At 46.3% G+C, this 22801-nt stretch carries 21 protein-coding genes; 8 read left to right on the top strand and 13 right to left on the bottom strand.

Going from position 1 to position 22801, the window contains the following annotated elements; translation table 11 throughout:
- Positions 1-84 precede the first annotated feature (84 nt).
- The 5 genes from L3V31_RS04255 to L3V31_RS04235 all read left to right on the top strand — a co-directional run bounded on the left by L3V31_RS04255 (position 85) and on the right by L3V31_RS04235 (position 6356).
- Positions 85-867, top strand: coding sequence for an enoyl-CoA hydratase-related protein (locus L3V31_RS04255; RefSeq protein ID WP_237314880.1), 783 nt, complete (start codon positions 85-87; stop codon positions 865-867).
- A complete protein-coding gene (locus L3V31_RS04250) occupies positions 860-2920 on the top strand; it encodes an acetyl/propionyl/methylcrotonyl-CoA carboxylase subunit alpha (protein WP_237314879.1) in 2061 nt (686 codons plus the stop codon). The genes L3V31_RS04255 and L3V31_RS04250 overlap by 8 nt, the downstream gene beginning before the upstream one ends.
- Complete coding sequence (locus L3V31_RS04245) at positions 2901-3803, top strand: hydroxymethylglutaryl-CoA lyase (protein WP_237314878.1); 903 nt, start codon at positions 2901-2903, stop codon at positions 3801-3803. The genes L3V31_RS04250 and L3V31_RS04245 overlap by 20 nt, the downstream gene beginning before the upstream one ends.
- 519 nt (positions 3804-4322) lie before the next feature.
- Positions 4323-5300 carry a DUF1852 domain-containing protein gene (locus L3V31_RS04240; RefSeq protein WP_237314877.1) on the top strand — a complete coding sequence of 326 codons (978 nt, stop codon included), beginning with the start codon at positions 4323-4325 and terminating at the stop codon, positions 5298-5300.
- Positions 5301-5327: 27 nt separating this feature from the next.
- Entirely contained in the window at positions 5328-6356 is a 1029-nt protein-coding gene (locus L3V31_RS04235; protein WP_237314876.1) for a methionine synthase, read from the top strand.
- A gap of 180 nt (positions 6357-6536) precedes the next feature.
- Here L3V31_RS04235 and L3V31_RS04230 read toward each other — a convergent pair whose 3' ends face one another.
- From L3V31_RS04230 to L3V31_RS04205, 6 genes are all read right to left on the bottom strand, one after another.
- Entirely contained in the window at positions 6537-7214 is a 678-nt protein-coding gene (locus L3V31_RS04230; protein WP_237314875.1) for a hypothetical protein, read from the bottom strand.
- Between the two features lie 380 nt (positions 7215-7594).
- Positions 7595-8581, bottom strand: coding sequence for an N-acetyl-D-Glu racemase DgcA (gene dgcA, locus L3V31_RS04225; protein WP_237314874.1), 987 nt, complete (start codon positions 8579-8581; stop codon positions 7595-7597).
- Positions 8574-9596, bottom strand: a complete 1023-nt coding sequence (gene dgcN / locus L3V31_RS04220) for an N-acetyltransferase DgcN (protein ID WP_237314873.1) — start codon at positions 9594-9596, stop codon at positions 8574-8576. The genes dgcA and dgcN overlap by 8 nt, the downstream gene beginning before the upstream one ends.
- Before the next feature lie 82 nt (positions 9597-9678).
- Positions 9679-10398: an ABC transporter permease subunit gene (locus L3V31_RS04215; protein ID WP_237314872.1), complete on the bottom strand. Its 720-nt coding sequence runs from the start codon at positions 10396-10398 to the stop codon at positions 9679-9681.
- 10 nt (positions 10399-10408) lie between these two features.
- The gene (locus tag L3V31_RS04210; RefSeq protein WP_237314871.1) at positions 10409-11125 is read right to left on the bottom strand and encodes an ABC transporter permease subunit; all 717 of its coding nucleotides are present in this window, start codon (positions 11123-11125) and stop codon (positions 10409-10411) included.
- 62 nt (positions 11126-11187) lie between these two features.
- Positions 11188-11967, bottom strand: coding sequence for an ABC transporter substrate-binding protein (locus tag L3V31_RS04205; protein WP_237314870.1), 780 nt, complete (start codon positions 11965-11967; stop codon positions 11188-11190).
- A gap of 145 nt (positions 11968-12112) precedes the next feature.
- Here L3V31_RS04205 and L3V31_RS04200 point away from each other — a divergent pair, with 145 nt between their 5' ends.
- Entirely contained in the window at positions 12113-13159 is a 1047-nt protein-coding gene (locus L3V31_RS04200; RefSeq protein ID WP_237314869.1) for a LysR family transcriptional regulator, read from the top strand.
- A gap of 33 nt (positions 13160-13192) precedes the next feature.
- Here L3V31_RS04200 and L3V31_RS04195 read toward each other — a convergent pair whose 3' ends face one another.
- Positions 13193-14236, bottom strand: a complete 1044-nt coding sequence (locus L3V31_RS04195) for a nitronate monooxygenase (protein WP_237314868.1) — start codon at positions 14234-14236, stop codon at positions 13193-13195.
- A gap of 191 nt (positions 14237-14427) precedes the next feature.
- On the bottom strand, positions 14428-15297 hold the full coding sequence (locus tag L3V31_RS04190) for a mechanosensitive ion channel domain-containing protein (protein ID WP_237314867.1): 870 nt from the start codon (positions 15295-15297) through the stop codon (positions 14428-14430).
- Positions 15298-15607: 310 nt separating this feature from the next.
- Between L3V31_RS04190 and L3V31_RS04185 the strand changes: the two genes are divergently transcribed.
- Positions 15608-16921 (top strand): molybdopterin-dependent oxidoreductase, encoded by a 1314-nt coding sequence (locus L3V31_RS04185; RefSeq protein ID WP_237314866.1) that lies wholly within the window; start codon positions 15608-15610, stop codon positions 16919-16921.
- Positions 16922-16926: 5 nt separating this feature from the next.
- Positions 16927-17586 carry a c-type cytochrome gene (locus tag L3V31_RS04180; protein WP_237314865.1) on the top strand — a complete coding sequence of 220 codons (660 nt, stop codon included), beginning with the start codon at positions 16927-16929 and terminating at the stop codon, positions 17584-17586.
- A gap of 33 nt (positions 17587-17619) precedes the next feature.
- On the opposite strand, the gene L3V31_RS04175 is transcribed toward L3V31_RS04180, so the two are convergent.
- From L3V31_RS04175 to L3V31_RS04155, 5 genes are all read right to left on the bottom strand, one after another.
- Entirely contained in the window at positions 17620-18222 is a 603-nt protein-coding gene (locus tag L3V31_RS04175) for a methyltransferase domain-containing protein (RefSeq protein ID WP_237314864.1), read from the bottom strand.
- Positions 18223-18322: 100 nt separating this feature from the next.
- Entirely contained in the window at positions 18323-19525 is a 1203-nt protein-coding gene (locus tag L3V31_RS04170; protein WP_237314863.1) for an AMP-binding protein, read from the bottom strand.
- Between the two features lie 9 nt (positions 19526-19534).
- Positions 19535-20356 (bottom strand): ABC transporter ATP-binding protein, encoded by an 822-nt coding sequence (locus L3V31_RS04165; protein WP_237314862.1) that lies wholly within the window; start codon positions 20354-20356, stop codon positions 19535-19537.
- 79 nt (positions 20357-20435) lie between these two features.
- Complete coding sequence (locus L3V31_RS04160) at positions 20436-21680, bottom strand: ABC transporter substrate-binding protein (RefSeq protein ID WP_237314861.1); 1245 nt, start codon at positions 21678-21680, stop codon at positions 20436-20438.
- Between the two features lie 45 nt (positions 21681-21725).
- Complete coding sequence (locus L3V31_RS04155) at positions 21726-22793, bottom strand: branched-chain amino acid ABC transporter permease (RefSeq protein WP_014233946.1); 1068 nt, start codon at positions 22791-22793, stop codon at positions 21726-21728.
- Between the last annotated feature and the right edge of the window lie 8 nt (positions 22794-22801).

Below are 22801 nucleotides of genomic sequence, written 5' to 3'. Positions count from 1 at the left end.
TCCTCGCTATCCATCAATGACTAGTAAAGTGCTGTTTAGCGAGTATTGGAATATCAAACAGAAATGTCAGACAAAGGAAGTCACATGACCGGACTACTGCTTGAAAAAGACAGCAATGGCGTTGCCTGGTTGAGCCTAAATCGACCAGAAAAACACAATGCATTTAATGATGAGTTAATCGCCTCACTGATTGAAACTCTTGAACAACTCGAAAAGGATGATTCTCTCCGTGCTCTTGTGTTAACTGCACAGGGAAAACACTTTTCTGCGGGTGCAGATCTTGGCTGGATGCAGTCAATGGCAACCAAAACCGAAAGTGAAAACCTTCAAGATGCACAGCAACTAGCAAAACTTTTGCATACGTTGGATACCTTTAGCAAACCAACCATTGCTATGGTGCATGGCGCAGCATTTGGTGGCGCACTAGGGCTTATCTGCTGCTGCGATATTGCCATCGGCACACCTGAAAGTCGCTTCTGTTTGAGTGAAGTGAAACTCGGCTTACTGCCTGCCACAATTGGCCCCTACGTAATCCGAGCGATTGGCCAACGCCAAAGCCGACGCTATTTTTTAACCGCGGAACTGATTGAATCAGAGACCGCGCTGTCGATGAACATTCTTCATCAAATCGATCCCCAGCCAAAAGAGGCGGTCAATCGTATTGTTGATCACCTGCTTAATAATGGACCGCTGGCTATGCAGGCAGCAAAAGCACTTTGTTTACGTTGTGACAACCAACCTATCGATCGCTCATTAATTGAATACACCAGCCAAGCGATTGCCGCCGCTCGTGTGTCCAGTGAAGGACAAGAAGGGCTGACTGCTTTTTTCGAAAAGCGTGCCGCTAACTGGAGGAATCATGTTTAAAAGAATACTGATTGCAAATCGTGGTGAGATTGCGTGCCGAATCATGAAAACCGCAAAAAGCATGGCTATCGAGACGGTTGCCATCTATTCCGAAGCGGATCGCAGCAGCTTACATGTTAAACAGGCTGACTTTGCCGAATTTATCGGCCCAGCTCCGGCCAGTGAATCTTATCTGGATATTGATGCCGTCATCAGTGCTGCTAAGAAATGGCAAGCCGATGCGATCCATCCAGGCTATGGCTTTCTTTCCGAGAACCCGAAACTGGCTAAAGCGTGCAGTGAAAATGGCATTGTGTTTATTGGCCCTTCCACCGACGCGATTGAGGCAATGGGTTCTAAATCTCAAGCCAAAGCAATCATGTCTGATGCGAACGTGCCGCTGGTTCCGGGCTACCACGGTACGGACAACAGCGTAGAGCATTTATTGGCAGAAGCGGAAAAAATCGGTTACCCCGTGATGCTCAAAGCGACCCAAGGTGGTGGCGGTAAAGGCATGCGAGTAGTCAACAGTGCAGCCGAGATGCCGTTAGCCATTGATGGTGCGCAGCGTGAAGCTCTTTCAAGCTTTGGCGATAAACAGCTTCTGATCGAAAAATGCATTTTGCAACCACGCCACGTGGAAGTGCAGGTATTCGCAGATCAACATGGTAACTGCGTCTATCTTTCTGATCGTGACTGCTCTATTCAGCGCCGTCACCAAAAAGTCGTCGAAGAAGCACCCGCGCCGGGGCTGAGTGATGAACTACGTCAACAAATGGGTGAAGCCGCCGTTCAGGCCGCTCAAGCGATTGACTACGTTGGTGCAGGAACGGTTGAGTTTTTACTGGATAGCCGCGGTCAGTTCTATTTCATGGAGATGAATACTCGCCTGCAAGTTGAGCACCCAGTCACTGAGTTGATAACCGGCGTTGATTTGGTTGAATGGCAATTCAAAGTTGCAGCTGGCGAACGTTTACCTATCTCGCAATCGGAAATCACGCATAACGGTCACTCAATCGAGCTGAGAATTTACGCAGAAGACGCAGACAATGACTTTATGCCATCAACTGGACTCATTGATTATTTGCAAGAGCCCATGTCAGACAGCAACGTCCGCTTAGCATGTGTGCGCGTTGATAGTGGTGTTACACAAGGCGATACCATCAGCGAGTACTACGATCCGATGATCAGTAAACTGATCGTCTGGGGTCAAACGCGCGATATTGCACTAAAACAGCTTAAACAGGCTTTAACGCAGTATCACGTGCGTGGTGTCACAACTAACATTGGTTATTTACACAGCATTATTTCGCAGCCTGCCTTTGCTGATATTGAGCTTGATACTGGATTCCTGGTCAAACATCAGCAAGGCATTAACGAGCAGCAAAACGTGTCTGATTCGATCTGGCTAACGTTGGCCGCCATTGCGCGCTGGAACAATCTCACCTCGACGTCTGGTGATTCAGCATTACCATCGCCTACCAAGCAAGGTTTTAGGCTGTCGGTTGAGAACGTGTATCGATTTAACTTCACGGATGCAACGGCTAACCATCAAGTACGCTTACACCATTCTGCTAAGGAGTCCGGTTTCCAGCATCCTGATCAATTTACGATTCAATGTGGTGATCAAGTACATCAGGTCTGCCTGCTTAAAAAAGATGGACAGTTCATCGTTGATATTGATGAGGTGCGTTACATCTTTAATGCACTCAACGACGAGCAGAAAACGACGCTGTTTTATCTTGGTCAGCAACGTACATTTGCGCACCAACCAAGCTTTGAATCACCAAAAGGCAAAGAGGATGAGCTTAGCCCAACCGCGCCACTTAACGGCATAATCTCCGCTGTCATGGTTAATAAAGGCGACGAAGTGGCGGCTGGCGATCCATTGTTAGTTCTCGAAGCGATGAAGATGGAGTACACCATCACCGCTCCGGTAGCTGCCACCGTTGATGAAGTTTTTTATCAGCATGGAGACCAAGTACAGCATGGTTCGATACTGCTGCATTTAGCTTTGGCATCAGAGAATGTCTGTGTCGATAAGGAGCGCGAGTATGCTACCAGCGAAGGTTAATATCGTCGAAGTTGGCGCTCGCGACGGCCTGCAAAATGAAACGGCAGTGACGTTGGTGGATAAAATCCGCTTGATCAATCAATTGAGTACCAGTGGCTTAAAACACATCGAAGCAGGTTCTTTCGTCTCGCCGAAATGGGTACCACAAATGGCCGATTCTGAGCAGGTATTCGCGGGGATAACTCAGCAACCAGGCGTGATTTACAGTGCGCTCACACCAAACTTAGCAGGCTTAGAACGAGCACTGGAAAGTGGCGTAAAGCAAATTGCGGTATTTGGTTCTGCTTCTGAAGCGTTCAGCCAGAAGAACATCAACTGTAGCATTGCGGAAAGCCTCACGCGGTTTGAACCTGTGATCGCACTGGCAAAGCAACATAACATACCTGTGCGAGGGTATTTATCCTGCACCATGGTTTGCCCCTATGAGGGAGAAATCAAACCAGAGCAAACCACCGCGGTAGCGAATACGCTGTTTGATATGGGATGTTATGAAATTTCACTCGGTGATACAGTCGGTAAAGCAACCCCGAATCGCGTTATTGCAATGCTTGATTCGCTGTTAACGAAACTACCAAAAGATGCCCTAGCGGTTCATTTTCATGATACTTATGGCCAAGCGCTGGCAAATATTTACCAAGCCTTGCTGATGGGAATCAACACCGTAGATAGCGCAGTTGCAGGTCTGGGAGGCTGCCCTTACGCAAAAGGAGCGAGTGGCAATGTCGCAACAGAGGACGTGCTTTATCTGTGTGATCAACTTGGTATTGAAACGGGCGTCGATCTCAACGCTGTCAATCAAGCGGGTTGGCAAATTTGCCGCGCATTAGGCAAACCACCAGCCTCAAAAGTGGCACTTGCACTTGGCGATCCTAGAAGCCTTTAACCGAGATGCCTTAAAGTGACTATGCAGTAACTCAGAGTAATCTGGCGCTGGAAACCAGCCAACCTGAGTTACTGCATCATAGCCAGTCTAATCACAAATCTACCAATCACCCGACCCAACAACTCCAAAGCGGCTGGCATCAAATCCCCGGAGTATTAGTTGCTCCAGCATTTGGAGCAAGACCAACCTCTCTATCGTGATCTTAACGATCAGTACTTACGTGCTTTGATTGAGCAGTTTTAACACTGATAACAACAAAGATTGTTGAGCCAGCCCACCTCGCCATGCCGCATCATGAATATTTTTCATGTGCCACATTAAGTAAAAGCGTTTTAATTCATATCGCACCAAAGGTATAAAAAACACTCTATCTATAACTCATAATAATATTGAATTTGAATCTCTACTCGATTTTTTGTCACTAACAACAGAAATAACGTCAGAAAAATAAATTTAGAAAGTACAGAGATAGCTAGGAATAAGTTCAGGTTTACCTTAGGTATAGGATGTCAGCTCAAAATGAATAAAGAATTTACATTTACGATTAATAGCATTTGCTTTGATGAAAATTATCAGCCTTCTGATAACACACGTATCACGACAAACTTTGCCAACTTGGCAAGAGGTGAGAGTCGCCAAGAGAACTTACGCAACACCTTAAAGATGATTAACAATCGATTTAACGCCTTAGCGAGCTGGGATAATCCTGCTGGCGATCGTTATTCAGTCGAACTGGAAATTATTTCTGTTGATATAGATATAGAAGGCAGTGGTCAAACCTTCCCTTCAATTGAAATATTGAAAACGAATTTTGTTGATCATAAAACTAACGAACGCATTGAAGGCATTGTAGGCAATAACTTTTCTTCTTATGTGCGAGACTATGATTTTAGCGTATTACTTTTAGATCATAACAAGAACCAAACTCAGTTTAGCATTCCAGATAACTTTGGCGATTTACATGGCAAGATATTCAAGAGCTTCGTAGATTCAAATGTTTACAAGAATAACTTTAAAAAAACACCGGTAATCTGCCTGAGCGTTTCGGACAATAAGACCTATCACAGAACTGAAAACCACCACCCTGTGTTAGGTTTTGAGTACCAGCCAAACGAATCGTCTTTAACTGAGCAATACTTCAAAAAAATGGGATTGCAGGTTCGCTACTTCATGCCGCCAAACAGTGTCGCGCCTTTGGCCTTTTATTTCTTTGGTGATTTGCTTAACGATTACACCAATCTTGAGCTCATTAGTACGATTAGCACGATGGAAACCTTCCAGAAAATATATCGCCCTGAGATTTATAATGCTAACTCGACAGCGGGAAAACGCTATCAACCCAATTTAAAAAACCTCGATCATTCATTGACTCAGATTGTTTATGACCGAGAAGAGCGCAGTCAATTAGCGATTGAACAGGGCAAGTTTACTGAGGAAAACTTCATCAAGCCATATAAAACGATTCTTGAGAATTGGTCAGCTAATTACGCTTTATAATCAACCAAACATACGACAGCCTTTATTATGAAAAAATTATTACCTACTTCAACGTCAGGCAGTTTACCTAAACCTTCTTGGCTTGCTCAACCTGAAACACTTTGGTCACCTTGGAAATTGCAAGGTGAGGAACTCACTGCCGGCAAACAGGATGCGTTACGTATTTCATTGCAAGAACAACAGTTCACCGATATTGACATTGTTAGCGATGGTGAACAAACGCGTCAGCATTTTGTGACAACGTTTATTGAGCATCTAAGCGGCGTTGATTTTGAGAATCGCAAAACAGTGAAAATTCGTGATCGCTACGATGCAAGCGTTCCAACCGTAGTGGGGCCTGTTTCTCGCCAAAAGCCTGTTTTTGTCGAAGATGCTAAGTTCTTGCGTCAACAGACCGACAAACCTATCAAATGGGCACTTCCTGGTCCCATGACTATGATAGATACGTTGTACGATGATCATTATAAAAGTCGTGAAAAACTGGCTTGGGAATTTGCCAAAATACTCAACCAAGAAGCCAAAGAGCTAGAAGCTGCGGGTGTAGACATCATCCAATTTGATGAGCCGGCGTTTAATGTGTTCTTTGACGAGGTCAACGACTGGGGCATCGCAGCATTAGAAAGAGCCATTGAAGGCCTGAAATGTGAAACGGTTGTGCACATTTGCTACGGTTACGGCATCAAAGCCAATACCGACTGGAAAAAAACGTTGGGTTCTGAGTGGCGACAATACGAAGAAGTCTTTCCAAAGCTGCAAAAATCTAATATCGATATCATCTCATTAGAATGTCACAACTCTCGAGTTCCTATGGAGTTACTCGGACTTCTTCGCGGTAAAAAAGTGATGGTGGGGGCAATTGATGTCGCGACCGATACGATTGAGACACCAGAGGAAGTCGCCAATACGCTGCGCAAAGCACTTGAGTTTGTGGATGCCGATAAACTCTACCCTTGTACCAACTGTGGTATGGCGCCGTTGTCTCGACAAGTAGCAAGAGGCAAGCTAAATGCCTTAAGTGCCGGAGCAGACATTGTTCGAAGAGAGCTCTTGGCCTAACACACCTCAAGCTAAAGCGAGGGTTACCTTGTTCGAACTAAATGGATTCTGAACCCATAGTCAAACTGGTAACCCTTTACAAAGCGTGATTGTCCATCTTTTGCCTTTATACAGTAGGTATAGGCAAGCAGGTAGACATCTGAATAATCTATGATGGTGGCCTAAACGAACGGGCTCTTATCAGCGAAAAATCGTTTGATACTCTCCCGTGTTTTTATTGATCACATGCTGCTCTCTCACTTGCTCGGTGCCCTTTTCATTAATGTCATCGACCCAGTAGCCATCGTAACTATTAACACAAGTAATTGATTCACCACTGTTCCACGAGTCGTATACTGACACGTCATCAACTCTCATACCGTGACCTTTAAGGATATCAGCGTATTTTGCCCCAAAATCCAAACAGAACTGTATGCGTTTATCTACGACGGCTTGACGTTTAGCAGCTTGTTCTTGTTCTCTTTTCTCGCGCTCTAAGTTTTGGCGTCTTTGCTGTTCTAGTGCGACTTGCTTGGTCAGGATATCCAACGTTGCTGTCTTGTTGTTGCCACTAAACTTTCGGTGTAGATAAATCTCTGAACTCTCGTCATAGGCAATGGCGTAACCCGTATCCGTGACACCGGCGACACTACAAGTTAAAACACCACTCTGAAAGTCTTCAGCAACAACTGGCAATTGGTTTAAAACGAGCGATGACACTGACATTGATGGTTGGAACTCTTTATCTTGAGTGACGACTAGCCTACCGAGCTCTTCACACTTTTCTACGTGCATATCCGATAAAACTGGATTACTAGTAGATGTCGTAACACACCCTGCTAGGCTAATTAACACAGCCAAGGAGATAATTTTTTTCATATACAGTCTTTTACTCAGCGCTACTCGCACAAATATTGAAGCTCGAAGGTATTACATCAGTCTTTACTGAGGATGTATAGTTTGCTTTTCCGTTTCACACACGGTTTTTAATCAAGTCAGTCAAAGCAATCCACTCCCTGAGACAAAGAACTAACATGCACTTAGGTCAGTAACATAGCTATCTTTGCCGATGTAATTTTACCTTCTTTCATAATCGTCGGCCTCATCTTATCAACATAGTTGCTACTTAGGGAGTATTGAACGCTATTTTTTAGCTCTAACAACCCGTTAACTTACAAAAAAAGCAATATCCTACAAAATGACAAAAAGCCATGGTGGTTGACCATGGCTTTTCGCTAGATAGGAGTTAGGCTGCAGTATTATCCCCACACACCCTCTGTTGGCTCGACTACGCTTTCGCAATAATTGAGTGCTGGTGTTCTGTCTTCAGATAACAACAGCGGCCCATCAATATCTACCCATCGAGCTTGTTGAGCGAGAAGCAGCGCCGGAGCCATAGCAAGAGAAGTACCAATCATGCAGCCGACCATCACTTCGAAGCCCATATCCTGCGCATCTTTAAGCAGAGCTAGTGCTTCTGTCATGCCACCCGTTTTATCCAGTTTAATATTCACTGCCTGATAACGTCCTTTCAGAGCAGCTAACGAGGAACGATCAATACAAGATTCATCCGCCGTAATCGGCAATAGCGGAGTGATCGTTTCCAGTAAGTGCTCTTCTTCGAACGACAACGGCTGCTCAACCATTTCGACGCCGAGATCCGCTAATACAGGTAAATACTCGCACAGCTGTGCAAAACTCCAACCGGTGTTGGCATCAATCACCAAACGCGTATTGGGAGCCGCCTCTCGTACCGCACGAACACGTTCTAAGTCACCGTCACGACCGAGTTTTAGCTTCAGAATTGGGCGATGTTTTTGCGCCGCCGCGGCTTTCCCCATGTTCTCAGCACTATCGAGTGATAGAGTGAATACCGTTGTGACTGGTTGAGGTGCGTCACTAAAGCCTGCCATTTGCCAAGCTGGTTGCTGTTTTAGCTTGGCTTCCAATTCAAATAGAGCACAGTCAACTGCATTGCGCGGCGCGGCAGATGGCAACAACTCGCCAAGCTCTTCACGGCTGATACCTGATTCCACAGCTTGAATAACACACTCAACATCCGCCAATACATCGTAAGGGTAATCTGGCTCGAAGACGTTCATCCGTTCGCACTCTCCACGCCCTACCAATCCATCTTGTTCAATCTCAACCACGACCACTTCACCATGCAGCATGGGATCCATGCGTGAAATGACAAATGGCTCATGCAGTGGCCACCTTTCAACGCGCACGCTCATTTTACGCATAGCAAACCTCTTCGATGCCATCGACAATTTTCGCCACGCCAGTACGGACTGGGTCGACAACAGGTACACCAAACTGTTTCTCAATACGTGCGATTTCAGCTAATGCCTCTTCTTCGCTCAAATTCACCGTGTTCAGTGCGATACCGCCCAGACGAATATTCGGGTTTGTCACGCGTCCCATCGTAAGGTTAATGTCGATGACGGTTTGTAGATCAGGCACGCTGAACCCTTCCATTTCATCCATTTGCGTGCGTCCAGCTTCGTGACAAACGATGATCACATCGGCTTGAGCGCCATGCAGCAGACCCAGGCTTACACCCGCATAAGCTGGATGAAGAAGTGAGCCCTGCCCTTCGATAATGTCCCAATGTTCCGGTTCGTTATCTGGAGAGAGTGTTTCCACCATGCCAGAAATGAAATCAGAAACCACGGCATCCACAGGCACACCACTCCCTTCAATGAGAATACCGGTTTGGCCAGTGGCGCGGAACGTTGCCGGAATGCCACGTTTTGCCATCTCATGATGAATCGCCAGAGTAGTAAACATTTTACCCACACAACAGTCGGTACCAACGCTTAGAAGACGTTTACCACTACGAGGAAGCCCCGTACCACAAACCATCGGTCCTTGCGGCACTCGAACATCCAGCAGTTTTTGACCCGTGCGTTCAGCCGCTGCAACCAGTTCAGGGATGTCGTTTAGGCGCATGTGCAAACCACTTGCGACGTCCATTCCCGACTCCATCGCTTCAATTAAGATGTCAATCCAAGCCAGTGGCAACGTGCCACCTACGGGTGCAAGACCAAGAATAAAGGTTTTCGCGCCGCACGCAGCCGCTTCGCGCGGTGACATTTCTGCGATACCAAGATCTGCCTTCGCACCCGGAAGTCGGTATTGTGCCAAACATTTCTCTGGTCGCCAGTGAGCCACACCTTTGGCTACTTTCGCCATCAGAAGATCATTTGCATCGCCCAGAAACACCAAATAAGGCGTTTTCAATTCAATCTTGTTCATTGTGTTGATCCTTTTTTAAAGTCAAACGAGCCCACAAGAGTCTTTGCTCCTGTTGCCATCAGGTTGTGGTAGGGTTGATAAATCAGGTCGTAGCGACAGTCGCTGGTTGAGTGCCCGGCGTTCGCTGGATCTGATGACGATAGAGATAGCGTTCCGCCTGGCGCCAGGCCAGTACAAATAACGTTGCGATAACCAAATACATCGCCGCCGCCAAAAAGTACGTCGAAATATCGAAAGTCTGAGAAAATGCGCGTCGGGTTTGTCCCATCAAATCCATCACGGTAATCACACTTGCAACCGCGCCTCCTTTGAGCATTAAAATGCATTCGTTACCCAAAGCAGGAAAAGCAATGCGATACGCAAGTGGCATAACAATGCGTCGGTACAACAGGCTATTGTTCATCCCCATAGATTTGGCCGCTTCTATCTCACCTGCGTCTACAGACTGAATTGCACCGCGTAATATCTCGGTCTGATAGGCCAGCGAGTTAAGGGTAAACACCAACAGTGCGCAGTTAACTGGATCGCGGAAGAAACCCCACATCCCCATTTCCATTAACAAAGGACGAAACTGACCAGAGCCGTAATAAAGCAGAAACAGTTGAGCAATCAGTGGCGTTCCGCGAAAGAAAGAGATAAATAATTGTGCTGGCCAGCGATAAATACGCGCTGACTGAATACGCAACAGTGACAGAGGCAACGCCAACAGTGCCGCTATCGAAACCGAAATAAAGGTGATTTTAAGAGTCATCCATGCCCCATCGAGCAACATCGGAGCCACCTTAGCGATAAAATCTGTCATAGCTTTCTCCTTAGCGACTCACTCGAATGCCACGCTTTGAGTGTTGCTCCATTGCTGCCAATAATCTTTCGCAACATAAGCACACAGCCCAATAGGCAAGACAAACGGTCAGATAGAACAAAAATGGTTTTTTAGTTGCACCTACAGCGATATTTGCCGCACGCATCAAATCGTCTAGTGCAATGACTGACACTAAAGCGGTGTCTTTGAGTAAGTTAATCCAAAGATTACCTAGCCCAGGTAAAGCTAAGCGCAGCAACTGTGGGCGCTCAATTAGCCAGAAAATTTGTAATCTGGACAGCGCGAGCGCGTATCCGGCCTCACGCAGACCTTTATCCATCGCCTTCCATGCGCCACGTAAGACCTCGGCTGCGTAGCCGCTGAAGACTAGACCAAGGGCGATCACGCCTGCACCAAATGGATTAAGCTCAAAAAAGCCGTTACTCGGGTCAATCCATTTCAGCGTTTTGTTAATCAGCAGACCAACGCCATGATAGATGATAAACAGTGTGAGCAACTCAGGGAGCCCGCGCAGCACCGTGGTATAAATGTTGGCAAACCAACGGTGGCTTTTGCTCGTGCTTATCGATAGTGCCGCCACGCCTGTTCCCAGAAATAACCCAACAGGTAAGGCACACAGCGCTAACCCAAGGGTTACCGCCAAACCTTTAAGCAGCTCGTCTCCCCAGCCAGTGTCACCCAGACTCAGATACATCAGATAATCCATTGCGTCGCTCTCTTTATGATTGACTACTCAGTGGCGACATTAGCCGCCACAATTGATCTGACTTATTTCAGAGTCAGTAAGCTAATCGAGAAGAACTCGTCGTTAATTTTCTGGTAAGTACCATTTTTGATGATGTTCACTAACGCCTGATCTAAACGTTGACGAAGCTCCTGATCCTCTTTGCGAAACGCAATACCTACGCCATCACCAACGTATTGACGATCCGTGATCAGGTTGCCGACTTTCTCACAACACGCGCCATCTTCTGAGTTAAGCCAATCAGTCATTGGCATGATGTCACCTGCCTGAGCGTCAATACGGCCACTGACCAGGTCAAGGTTCACCGCATCCTGCGTAGGGTATAAGCGCACTTCAGAATCTGGGTATTTCGCTAACAGATACTCAGCCTGTGTCGTAGAGCCTTGTGCACCAATGATCATGCCTTTCATCGCCTCTGGAGATACATCTTTAATACCAGACTGTTTATCGACAACAAACGTCATCGCAGATGCCTGATACGGTGCGCTGAATGCCACTTGTTCTTTGCGCTCATCGGTAATGAACATGGAAGCCAGAATCATGTCGTATTTGCCCGCCAAAAGCGCCGGTATAATGCCGTCCCAATCCTGAGCGACAAACTCACATTCGACTTTCATCTCGGTACAGAGTGCTTTACCGATTTCGATATCGAATCCAGCTAGCTGGCCATCTGCGGTGTAGTAGTTAAACGGAGGATATGCGCCCTCTGTACCAATTTTGATTGTTTCTGCGTTAACGCCCGCTGAAGCAGCGACGGCCACGGAGGTAGCAAGCAAAGCACCTAAAAACTTCCCTTTTGACATCATGGATTCCCTTCTACTTTTGTTATCGTTTCATTCCAGATTCTCGCTTGCTAAGAAGACATTTCCCTTCTAATTCAGCAAACGGTCACAAAGACAGTATTGAGTATGTGAAAAAAGTGGTTAAAAGCCATAATGATGAATTAGTATGATATACATAGCCTGTGGCTATGGGGTATTCATTCAAGTAACCATTCAAGGAAAGAAACACATGCTCAACCCTAAAGACCGCCTTCTGCGCAATCTCGACTGGAATTTACTGTATACGTTTTTAACCATTGTTAACGAAGGTGGTATCAGTGCTGCTGCGCGCAAGCTGTCGCTCAGCCAACCCAGCGTAAGTAACGCATTAAAGCGACTCGAAGAGCATGTAGATAAGCGACTTATCCTACGAAAAAAAGGCGTATTTTCTCTTACTTTGCATGGGATGCGGGTTTACGAATATGCATCATCAGTGAGCCGTATCATCGGCAACATGGCGGATCAATTTGTTGACCAAGCCGATAATATTCAAGGCGAACTGACGATCGAGATTGCCAGTCACCTGCAATGCCCGGCATTCGATGCCACACTGATGAAATATCATACTCTGTATCCTAACGTCATCTTTAACGTCAACACCCATCCAAGCGCTGACATTGTTAGCCACGTCGCTGACGGTTTATTGCACATCGGATTAAGTAACAAGAAAATCGCCAAAACAGGTATTCGCTGTGATTTTCTCGGCTACGAACAGATGGGCTTTTATTGCGGACGCGCGCACCCTTGCTTTGGACACGAAGACTTAACCCTAGATGAAATTAAAGGCTTACCCTACATCTCTTTTGAAAGTGACCAGCCCGGAGAAGGACTAGACGCTATTGCTCACTTTCGTGAACAACAGCAGTTTTGGGGTAAGTTAGTTGCCGTTTCGTCCAATGTAGAGGAAGTTCGCCGCATGATCATGGCGGGTATTGGCTTCGGCGCACTCACAGTTGAAAGTGCCAAACCGTACGTTGCTCAAGGGCTACTGTGGCCTCTCCCTCCTTATGAATCACTACCCGTGACTGAGATGTATCTGGTAACACCAGAAACGGTCTCACTAAGCGATATTGAAGTGCAGTTTGTTAAACTACTCAAGCAACAAACTCAGGAGTTAGTGCGCGATACACTCAATGCGATTCAGAGTGCTCATCACCAACCTCAGGGAGATTAAGTCGTACTTCCACACAGGACAAAGATTCGAGAATTAGAGCTGCCCAGCCAACGCAAGTGTCATCTCTTTTGCAGAGATTTCTTGGCACCCTTGCGTATTTTGACCGCACCATAACGGAGTGAAGTCATCAATTCCCATGGTCTCAGCTTGTTTTCGTAGTACCGTCATTTCAATCGAAGCAAATGGGAACTCAGGCACAGACGCACTCATGTAACCCAGCTCTCTCATCGCGCGATTCACAATGCCACGCGCTGGTTTACCAGAAAAGATATTCGTTAATGCCGTATGTTGTGATTTCGCTTCTTTCAAAGCTTGTCTATGGAGTGCCGATGTTTGAGCTTCTTGACATAATAAATAAGCCGTTCCGACTTGCACTGCTGTTGCTCCTAGTTGCAAACAAGAACGTACTGAGCGGCTGTCAGCGATACCGCCCGCGGCTATCACGGGGATATTAACTCGATTTACAATTTGAGGAAGAAGCGCCACCAACCCCATTTGAGTCGAGATATCTTTGGACAAGAACATTCCTCGGTGACCACCAGCTTCTATTCCTTGCGCAATAATGCCATCCACTCCGTGAGACTCTAACCAAAGAGCTTCCTCCACAGTCGTCGCAGACGAAACGATCTTTGTCCCCCAGCGTTTGACTCGCTGCAACAAATCATTATCGGGTAGTCCAAAGTGAAAACTAATGAATTCTGGTGAAAATGGTTCAATTGCATCGGCTATTTCATGGCTGAATGGCACTCTGTTCGCCCCACCAGATGAAACGTCCATACCTAATACGAGTTCATCAAAGTACGGCTTCAACGTATTTTGCCAAATGGCTTGGCGCTGTTTATTGAAAGGAAAGGCCTCATGGCAGAAGAAGTTCAGGTTAAATGGCTTATTGGTTGCCGCTTTTATCAACTTAATTTCACCGACAATTTGCTCAGTACTCAACATGCCGCAAGGTAAGGATCCTAGCCCGCCAGCTTCACTCACAGCAATTGCCAGATTACTCCCTTGAACACCAGCCATGGGGGACTGAATAATGCAAAGTTCGGTACCTAATAATTCCTTGTAGCTTCTGTTCATTGTTTCCCTACTTCCCATCGTATAACACCGTTTCGTTTACTCTCCGCATGATAGACGTCCAAACTCACCAATTGCAATCTATTGCATAGCCAAGCAATCAACGAATTGTTACTCCATTCAATATTTGAGATGTTAAACACTATACGACGTTCCAAACCGTTGATTATGCGCGTTGGATTTAGTGAAAGGTCCTAACGACTGCCGTTGTCTTGTGCGATTTTAATTTCACCATCAATATGCACATCACGTTGAGGAAACGCGATTTCAATACCTTTCTGTTCAAAGGCCTCATAAATTTCAAAACGAATTGTACTTGAAACCGCTCTGATCCCTCTTTCAACCGTTGAGTGGATCCAAAAATACGACTCGAAGATCAATGCGTTGTCACCAAAGTCCTGAAAAAATATCTCAGGCGCTGGCGTACCAAGTACTTCCACTTGCTTAGACGTCACTTCTTTCATTAGCGACGCGACCAGTTTTACGTCGCTACCGTAAGCAACACCCACAACTACGGTGCCTCTTACCAACCGGTCGCAAAGCGTCCAGTTAATAACAACGTTTTCAATCAACTGACTGTTTGGTATTAACATGTGGACGCCATCAGTACGTCTGATCCGCGTTGAACGGGTATTAATTTGCTCGACCGTACCTTTTGCACCCTCTACTTCCAAAAAATCACCAATCCTGATGGGCTTTTCACCAATCAAAATCCAGCCGCTAATAAAGTTATTAATGATGTTTTGAGCACCAAAACCGAAGCCAATCGCGACAGCACCAGATAAGAATGCGAATGCGGTTATAGGCACATTAATCAACGAAAGTGTGGTGAGAAAAATAATCCCGAGAGCAATGACAAACAGTATCCGTTTTACAAGATGAATAATGTTGGGATCTTTACCTGCTGACGCCATTCGGGACGTGACCGCTTTAATTAATATTTTGGATAGCCACAAACTCACTAGTATCCAGGTAGGCACCATCAATATTGCCCACAAAGTGATGGGTTGCTCGTTAAAGGTAAATAATGTTGTTTCTAGATAGGAAATGAATTTGTCGAACATAAGCGCTCACTTTTATCTTATTGTTTTTGATGAATACAACACGTGTTAATTAAATTGTAATCCACTTAACGATGAGTGTGGTTTTTATGAATCTCCTCCTAATCGAACTATAACCTGTGAGTTCGAGAAGTACCGAAGTTTTCTAATGCTGACCTTATTTCTCACAAATATTGTTATGGCTATCAATAGTCGACTACTTTTACTGATGTAAAACTTATTTTGGACGTTATTTGTAGAGCTCGGTGAGACGACCTACAGAACTAAAAGTGACAGAGAAGTTCTTGGGTGTTAACCGATAAAGGAACGCATCATGAGTGAGAACGAGAAAAACAAACCGCAAGGGATATATAAGTATTATGAAAAGAACCCTGAATCTGCGGATGAGAAAGTCTTTGGACGAATCAGCCATCCTGACAGGCGAGGCTTTTTAAAAGGCGCAGGCTTAGCAACGATGGCGGCCGTGCTTGGAGGAGCGATTCCCTTCCATCGTAATATGCCCGCAGGGATTATCCCAGCGGCGTTTGCTGAAGGGCTCGATGACGTAATGATTGAAGGTAAAGATGGTTTGACTGTACTTAACGACAGACCAATGAATGCCGAAACGCCACCTCACCTTCTCAACGACGACATTACCCCTACTCGTCGGCATTTTATACGAAATAACGGTATTCCCCCATCAGAAGTCAATACTGACGCTTGGAGCTTAACCATAGATGGTTTGGTGGATAAACCCATGACGCTTACGATTGCCGATCTGAAGAAAAACTTCGATGTGATTGAGCAACAATTGGTGGTGGAATGTGGCGGTAATGGCCGGGCATTCTTTGATCCTAAAGCGTCAGGTAATCAATGGACTTATGGTGCGGTTGCCTGTTCAAGCTGGACGGGAGTGAGGCTAGCCGATGTTCTCAAAGCTGCCGGAGTCAAAGACGGTGCGGTTTATACGGCTCATTACGGTGCAGATAAACACCTTTCTGGTCAGGAAGGTAAATTGCCAATTTCTCGCGGCGTACCTATTGCAAAAGCCATGGGTGCTGAAAACCTTATCGCTTTCGAACAAAACGGTGAACCACTTCATCCAATGAATGGTGCGCCTCTACGTTTGGTTGTTCCGGGTTGGCCTGGTTCATGCTCGCAAAAGTGGCTGACACGAATTCAAATCCGCGATCAAGTGCATGACGGTCCGAAAATGACGGGAACATCCTATCGCGTACCGAACCGACCAGTGGCTCCCGGCGAAGAAGTCGCAAAAGAGGATTTTGAAATTATTGAACGGATGCCTGTTAAATCTCTCATCACTTCGCCACAAACCAACTCACAAGTTGATGGAAACGAAGTTGCGGTGCGGGGACATGCGTGGTCTGGCGATCGCAAAGTGACAAAAGTACAGCTTTCCATTGATTTTGGAGCAACGTGGATGGATGCCGATCTCGCCGACCCAGCAAACGAAGGTGCGTGGCAGACCTTTAACGCTAAAGTGAAATTTCCTCAACCTGGCTACTACGAAGTTTGGGCAAAAGCAACAGATGATCAAAACGTTAGCCAACCTTTTGCCATCGCTTGGAATCCAAAAGGATACCTAAACAACACCTTCCATCGCGTTGCTTTGGTCGTTAAGGGGTAGTCGCCGTGAAGAGTCATAGCACTAGAGAGCGGGTCTTCCCGCTCTCTCTATTACTAATAAGCCTTGTTAGTGGACTTGCCGCTGCAAACACTGAGTTAATTGCTGCTGGCGAAGAACAAGCAATGGTATGTAAAGCCTGTCACCAGTTCAAACCCAATGGCGTCACTGTGGTTGGTCCGCCTTTGTGGGGATTGGCGGAACGTTCTATTGCCAGTTTTGCGGGCTTCAACTACAGCGAGGGAATCAAAAAACATAAAGGCAATTGGGACGCTGAAAAACTTGATGCATTTTTAGCATCACCTAATGAGTTTGCACCGGGGACCAATATGGTGTTTCCGGGTGTTAAAGACCCAGGGGCTCGCGCCGCAATCATCGCATGGCTTGCCATTAAAAACCCTTCTCCTCCTGATTGGATCACCCCTTCGTCTGGCATGAAGGTCAAGTCGGCGGGAGATGGGATCTTAACACCGGGAGATAACATGGAACTGGTTGCGGCAATATGCTCTGCTTGTCATTCTTTACATATGGTCGCCCAGCAAGGTTTAAACAGAAAGCGTTGGGATAAAATGCTCGACTGGATGATAGAAGAGCAAGGTATGGAGGAACTAGATGACGATGTTCGGGAAGCCGTACTTGATTATTTATCAAAGTATTATGGTCAGTAGCGAAATGCCTGACTCTTGGACGTCAACAACTCGCTACTTTTTCTGCCACACCATCCAATACTCTTTACCTTTGAACACATCAACGCTGTCATTTACTGGGGCGGATTCTATTAGAGAAAACGACTTATCTAACCGTCTTTCCAACTCGCCGCTACGTAAACAAAATGGAGGAAAGCGCGAACGGTACTCATCATCTATGACAAAGTAACCAACCAGCAGACCATTGCTTGGTAATAACCGTTGAATCATGGAAAAGTAATCGTCCCACTTCTCTTTTGGTAACGCGGCTAAAAATGCGCGTTCATAAATCACGTCAAACGGCTCAGAGAATTCCGAGCTAAACACGTCCCCCAGCCTGACTTTATCTTTATGCCTGCCAAGCTTTGATTGAGCCATTTTCACGGCTTCTTCACTGTAGTCCATCGCGACAACATCATGTCCATGCTCAATAAAGTGCGCGACTTCGTAAGCTGCGCCACAGCCGGGAATAAAGACAGATTGAATATCATCGGAGGTACGGCTTAGATAACTTTTTAGTTCTTCGGGAGCTTGATTTCGATCCCACGGCATTGTGCCTTTGACAAACAAATCATCCCAGAACTCCACATCGATACTTGGTGAGCCTGTCGTTTTCATAGCACTTCCTTTAAAGCGGTATTGTTTAACTTAAAAAGGGATACGCGACTTATCTCGGTATCCCTTTTCTCCTAGCCTTACGCTTTTATATCTAACGTTGCTAATTGCGTAAATCGTTAATCAGAGGTTGCTCGGCGCTGTTCGGTACAAACTGAACTTTGCCCTTTAGCTTAGTAACAGACTGTAAGGTTGCTTGAATATCATCGGCAGAAACGTGATCTTCTTGGCAACAGAATGTAATGGTATCGCTGAAACCGTCACGCTCAATTTTTAACGATCCGGTAATTTCATGGCGACGACACACTTCCTGTATCTGGTGCGGATAGACGAATAAGCCTTTAACTTTGACTGCCGAATCGGCACGCCCCATCCAGCCTTTTATGCGCATATTAGTACGTGGAGAGTCTGAGTCTTTTTCAATATACGCAGATAAATCACCCGTCGCGTAGCGAATGAGAGGGAACTTTTCATCCAGAGACGTCACCACCACCTCACCGATTTCACCTGATTTAACAGGGATACCATCAGGATCAACGATTTCGACAATGATATCTTCCGCAATCACTAATCCTTGTTCGCCAGAAACCTGATAAGCAATTAACCCAAGTTCTGCGCTCGCATACGCTTGAGACACGGCAATGCCTTTATCTGCAAACGCTTTTTGCATGTCTGCAGTGACTGCCTCGCCAGAAACCAGAGCCTTAGTAATGCTAGGAAGCTGACCATATTGCTCTTGGTACTTCGCTAGCAACGTAAGTAAGTAAGATGGTGTGCCCGTGTAGCCACTCGGCTGAAGCTGTTTGATGGCTTCAAGTTGTGCTTCGGTGTTCCCTACCCCAGCCGGAAATACCGCGCAACCACAAGCTCTTGCTCCGCCATCCATGATAAAGCCACCTGGAGAGAAGTGATATGAGAGCGTGTTATGGACTAAGTCACCGCTGCGAAATCCTGCAGCGTGAAACGCTCGCCCCATACGCCAGAAGTCCAACTCATCCGTTTGCGCTTCATACAAAGGCCCTGGAGATTGAAACACACGTGCCATCTGACCAATGCCAACGCTGTTTAAACCACCAAACGGCGGCTTAAGTTGCTGCTGGCTTGGAAGATTAAACTTGCGTGTAATCGGAAACTGGGTAAGCCCTTCACGGCTGTTTGCCACAGATGAATCAATATCCGCGAGCATTTTGGCATAGTGCTCGCTGTGCGATTTTGCGTGTTCAATCAGGGTTGGTAAACGTTTAAACAGCGATTCTTCTCTTTCTGTTGGCGGCAGAGACTCTTTTGCATCGAATAGTTCGTTCATCACAACTCCTTACAACCAACGCTTACGACGTTTGTAAGACTTAAGGTTTTTAAAGCTCTTACGCTCTTCATCACCGCCACCGAGATAGAACTCTTTCACGTCTTCGTTATTAAGTAGTTCATGTTTACTACCATCGAGCACGATTTTGCCTGATTCCATGATGTAACCGTAATCGGCAGCATGAAGTGCAAAGTTCGCATTCTGCTCCACCAACAACATGGTGATTCCCTGATCTTTATTGATCTTCTCAATGATGCTGAACACTTCTTTCACCAACAGTGGCGACAGGCCCATAGAAGGTTCATCAAGTAAGATCATTTTCGGGCGAGCCATGAGTGCGCGACCAATTGCGAGCATTTGCTGCTCACCACCCGATAAATAGCCAGCGAGGCCCGTGCGTTCTTTCAGTCGAGGGAAGTAGTCGAACACCATTTCGATGTCTTTCTCAACCTCGTTGTCGTTGCGGGTAAAAGCGCCTAAGCGAAGGTTCTCAATCACCGTCATGTCTTCGACAATTCGACGTCCTTCCATGACCTGGAAAATGCCAGAACGGACAATTTCTTCCGGGCTCTTGTTGTCGATACGCTCGCCCATGAAGTTGATTTCCCCACGGGTTACTTCACCATCTTCGGTCTTCAACAATCCAGAAATCGCTTTTAGTGTGGTCGATTTCCCTGCGCCGTTTGCGCCTAATAGCGTCACGATCTGACCTTTTGGAACTTCAAGGCTCACACCTCTTAGAACCAAGATTACTTCGTCGTAGACCACTTCGATGTTGTTTACCGAGAGCAGGATTTCTGCTGGTTCGATATTCGTTGCTAATTCACTCATCAAGCCACTCCTTGTGCAGGTGAGAGTTGCCTCCCACCTATCCTATTCTTAGTAATCGTTATGCCTATTAAGTAGCAGATTAGTAACCTAACCAATCATCACGACGTGACAATGTAACCTGAGACACTTTCTTAATGTCTACCGAACCACCTTGGTTATTACCCATAAACACGTTTACAGTTGTGGTGCCACGGTGATCTTCTGGTTGCCAGTTAGCAGGAATACACACACCCTCTAGCCCTTTCGGTACCCAGTTTTTGTGAACGTACATGCCTTTCTTGATGTTATCACCAGTAATCCCGCCGTTGTCTTTCGCCCATTCCATCGCTTCTTTCATGTAGAACGCAGAACAAACACCACGGATATAGTGGTGAGTTCGGAACTCGCCCGGTTCAGACTCGGAAACCTTAGAAATTTCTTCAACCAGTTTCATTCCTTCGGTATCGTCACCCCAGAATGCGGTCATACCTGGAAAAACGTAGTCTTTCAGACCGTCACCCGCTGCTTCGATGACCGGCTTGTCACCCCCCCAGATGTTGGCCATATACTGGAAGTCAGTGCCGACCGTGTTACACGATTTCACCAGAGAAATAACCGAACCACCAAGGTTAGCGATATAGCCATAGTTGGTGCCAGATTCTTTAAGCGACAAACATTGTGCTTTGAAATCACCCGGCTTGAGTGACACAACCACTGGGTTTTGCACTTCAAAGCCCAGCTCTTTAGCGTACTCTGCACATGCTTCTTTCGGAGCATTCGGGAACGGGTGGTTATCACCGATGTGAGTAAATTTAGGTGCAGTGGTGTTGCCCTTCGACTCCCAGTCTTCTTTCGCCCATTTCACTAATGCACGACAGGCATCTGAGTAAGAAGCGCCATAGAAGAAGTTGTACGGAGCGGGCTTGGCTGTTTTCGGGTTTTTACCCGTTGGGTCCGTTAAGTGGCCCGAGTAAGAAGCCGAAAATACCGGTACTTTGTCTTTGGTGACAAAAGAGATCAGTGCTTCAGTATCGGCCGTGCCCCAACCTTGCATCGCCACCATGTTTTTACGGGCAACCCAACGTTTGTAGTTCGAAATCGCAACCGGTACTTTGTATGCCATATCAACCGTTTCAAATTCTAATTCGGTACCATTAATGCCGCCATTCTGGTTGATCCATTGCAATGCGTCTCGCACACCTGAACCATAAGGCTTGCTCACATAAGCAGTAGGGCCAGAGAAGTCCACCAGATGTCCGACAAATACGGAATCTTTTGCCCAAGATGCGGTAGTAAACAGTGCCGAAGATAGCACCAACGTTGTCGCTAAATGTCCTTTGTTCATAACTCGTTGTCCTTGTTATTGAGGTATATTCCACTTAAGTACACGTTAATAAGAGAACGGATAGTGTTTCCAATATGCTCGAATCTGTTGCCAGCGGTGTGACAATCCTTGCGGTTCGAAAATCAGGAACAGCATGATGACCAGACCAATTGCCATTTCTTTAAAGTAAGCCAGCCCATCTATAAAAGAGGTGTTATCGCTAAACGCAGCCAAACCCGTTACACCAAACTCTAAAACTTCAGGCAGCAATACTATAAATATCGTACCCATTAATGTGCCTTTTACAGACCCCAGACCACCGATGATGATCATCGCTAGGAACTGAATAGACATCATAATGGTGAAGCCTTCTGCGGATACAAAGCCTAAGTAATGTCCGTAAAGTGCACCGCCGATGCCTGCATAGAAAGCACACACACCGAAAGAGAGCAGACGATACTTGGTCAGGTTGATACCCATGATTTCTGCGGATAAGTAGTGATCTCGTACTGATACAAACGCACGCCCGTCACGCGAACGGATGAGGTTCGATGCCCACATATACATAAAGATCAGCGCAAACAGTGCAACATAGAAGAAGCTTTCATCGGTTGAGAACTCGAACCCAAACAGATTAATAGGGTTTGCGCTTGCACCGTATGAACCACCACTGAACCATTCCGCTCGAGCAAAGAAATCTTCTAGGATGAACTGCGCCGCTAAAGTGGCGATAGCAAGGTACAACCCTTTGATTCGTGCTGCTGGCAGACCAAAGATCATCCCGACAATCATGGTCAGGTAACCCGCTAACGGAATGGCAAGCACCACTGGAATGTTGTACTGGTTATTCAGCCATGCCGATGCAAATGCGCCAAAGCCAAAAAACGCACCGTGGCCTAACGAAATTTGCCCGGTAAAGCCAACCAGAATGTTCAAACCCAGTGCTGCGATACCCAGGTAGGCAATCTGAATAAATAGGTTTAGGAAGTAAATATCCAGCACCAACGGCGCTGCCAGCATGGCGATAACACCCGCTATCGCTAGTCTTCTAATGGTTTTGGTTTCAAAAATCGGCGTATCACTTTTGTATGTGGTTCGAAAATCCCCACATGGGCGCATGCTAAGTTGAGCCATGTTATTTC

The sequence above is a fragment of the Vibrio sp. J1-1 genome, from assembly GCF_021728395.1.
Taxonomy (GTDB): domain Bacteria; phylum Pseudomonadota; class Gammaproteobacteria; order Enterobacterales; family Vibrionaceae; genus Vibrio.
This window is presented reverse-complemented; position numbering and strand designations above follow the sequence as displayed.

What these genes read in the sequence shown, in the direction of transcription:
- L3V31_RS04245 (WP_237314878.1), top strand. Translation starts at nt 2,901, where the DNA reads ATGCTACCAGCGAAGGTTAATATCGTCGAAGTTGGCGCTCGCGACGGC.
- L3V31_RS04255 (WP_237314880.1), top strand. Translation starts at nt 85, where the DNA reads ATGACCGGACTACTGCTTGAAAAAGACAGCAATGGCGTTGCCTGGTTG.
- L3V31_RS04155 (WP_014233946.1), bottom strand. Translation starts at nt 22,793, where the DNA reads ATGGCTCAACTTAGCATGCGCCCATGTGGGGATTTTCGAACCACATAC.
- L3V31_RS04165 (WP_237314862.1), bottom strand. Translation starts at nt 20,356, where the DNA reads ATGAGTGAATTAGCAACGAATATCGAACCAGCAGAAATCCTGCTCTCG.
- L3V31_RS04235 (WP_237314876.1), top strand. Translation starts at nt 5,328, where the DNA reads ATGAAAAAATTATTACCTACTTCAACGTCAGGCAGTTTACCTAAACCT.
- L3V31_RS04240 (WP_237314877.1), top strand. Translation starts at nt 4,323, where the DNA reads ATGAATAAAGAATTTACATTTACGATTAATAGCATTTGCTTTGATGAA.
- L3V31_RS04205 (WP_237314870.1), bottom strand. Translation starts at nt 11,967, where the DNA reads ATGTCAAAAGGGAAGTTTTTAGGTGCTTTGCTTGCTACCTCCGTGGCC.
- L3V31_RS04195 (WP_237314868.1), bottom strand. Translation starts at nt 14,236, where the DNA reads ATGAACAGAAGCTACAAGGAATTATTAGGTACCGAACTTTGCATTATT.
- L3V31_RS04250 (WP_237314879.1), top strand. Translation starts at nt 860, where the DNA reads ATGTTTAAAAGAATACTGATTGCAAATCGTGGTGAGATTGCGTGCCGA.
- L3V31_RS04210 (WP_237314871.1), bottom strand. Translation starts at nt 11,125, where the DNA reads ATGGATTATCTGATGTATCTGAGTCTGGGTGACACTGGCTGGGGAGAC.
- dgcA (WP_237314874.1), bottom strand. Translation starts at nt 8,581, where the DNA reads ATGCGTAAAATGAGCGTGCGCGTTGAAAGGTGGCCACTGCATGAGCCA.
- L3V31_RS04230 (WP_237314875.1), bottom strand. Translation starts at nt 7,214, where the DNA reads ATGAAAAAAATTATCTCCTTGGCTGTGTTAATTAGCCTAGCAGGGTGT.
- L3V31_RS04185 (WP_237314866.1), top strand. Translation starts at nt 15,608, where the DNA reads ATGAGTGAGAACGAGAAAAACAAACCGCAAGGGATATATAAGTATTAT.
- dgcN (WP_237314873.1), bottom strand. Translation starts at nt 9,596, where the DNA reads ATGAACAAGATTGAATTGAAAACGCCTTATTTGGTGTTTCTGGGCGAT.
- L3V31_RS04215 (WP_237314872.1), bottom strand. Translation starts at nt 10,398, where the DNA reads ATGACAGATTTTATCGCTAAGGTGGCTCCGATGTTGCTCGATGGGGCA.
- L3V31_RS04160 (WP_237314861.1), bottom strand. Translation starts at nt 21,680, where the DNA reads ATGAACAAAGGACATTTAGCGACAACGTTGGTGCTATCTTCGGCACTG.
- L3V31_RS04200 (WP_237314869.1), top strand. Translation starts at nt 12,113, where the DNA reads ATGATATACATAGCCTGTGGCTATGGGGTATTCATTCAAGTAACCATT.
- L3V31_RS04175 (WP_237314864.1), bottom strand. Translation starts at nt 18,222, where the DNA reads ATGAAAACGACAGGCTCACCAAGTATCGATGTGGAGTTCTGGGATGAT.
- L3V31_RS04190 (WP_237314867.1), bottom strand. Translation starts at nt 15,297, where the DNA reads ATGTTCGACAAATTCATTTCCTATCTAGAAACAACATTATTTACCTTT.
- L3V31_RS04170 (WP_237314863.1), bottom strand. Translation starts at nt 19,525, where the DNA reads ATGAACGAACTATTCGATGCAAAAGAGTCTCTGCCGCCAACAGAAAGA.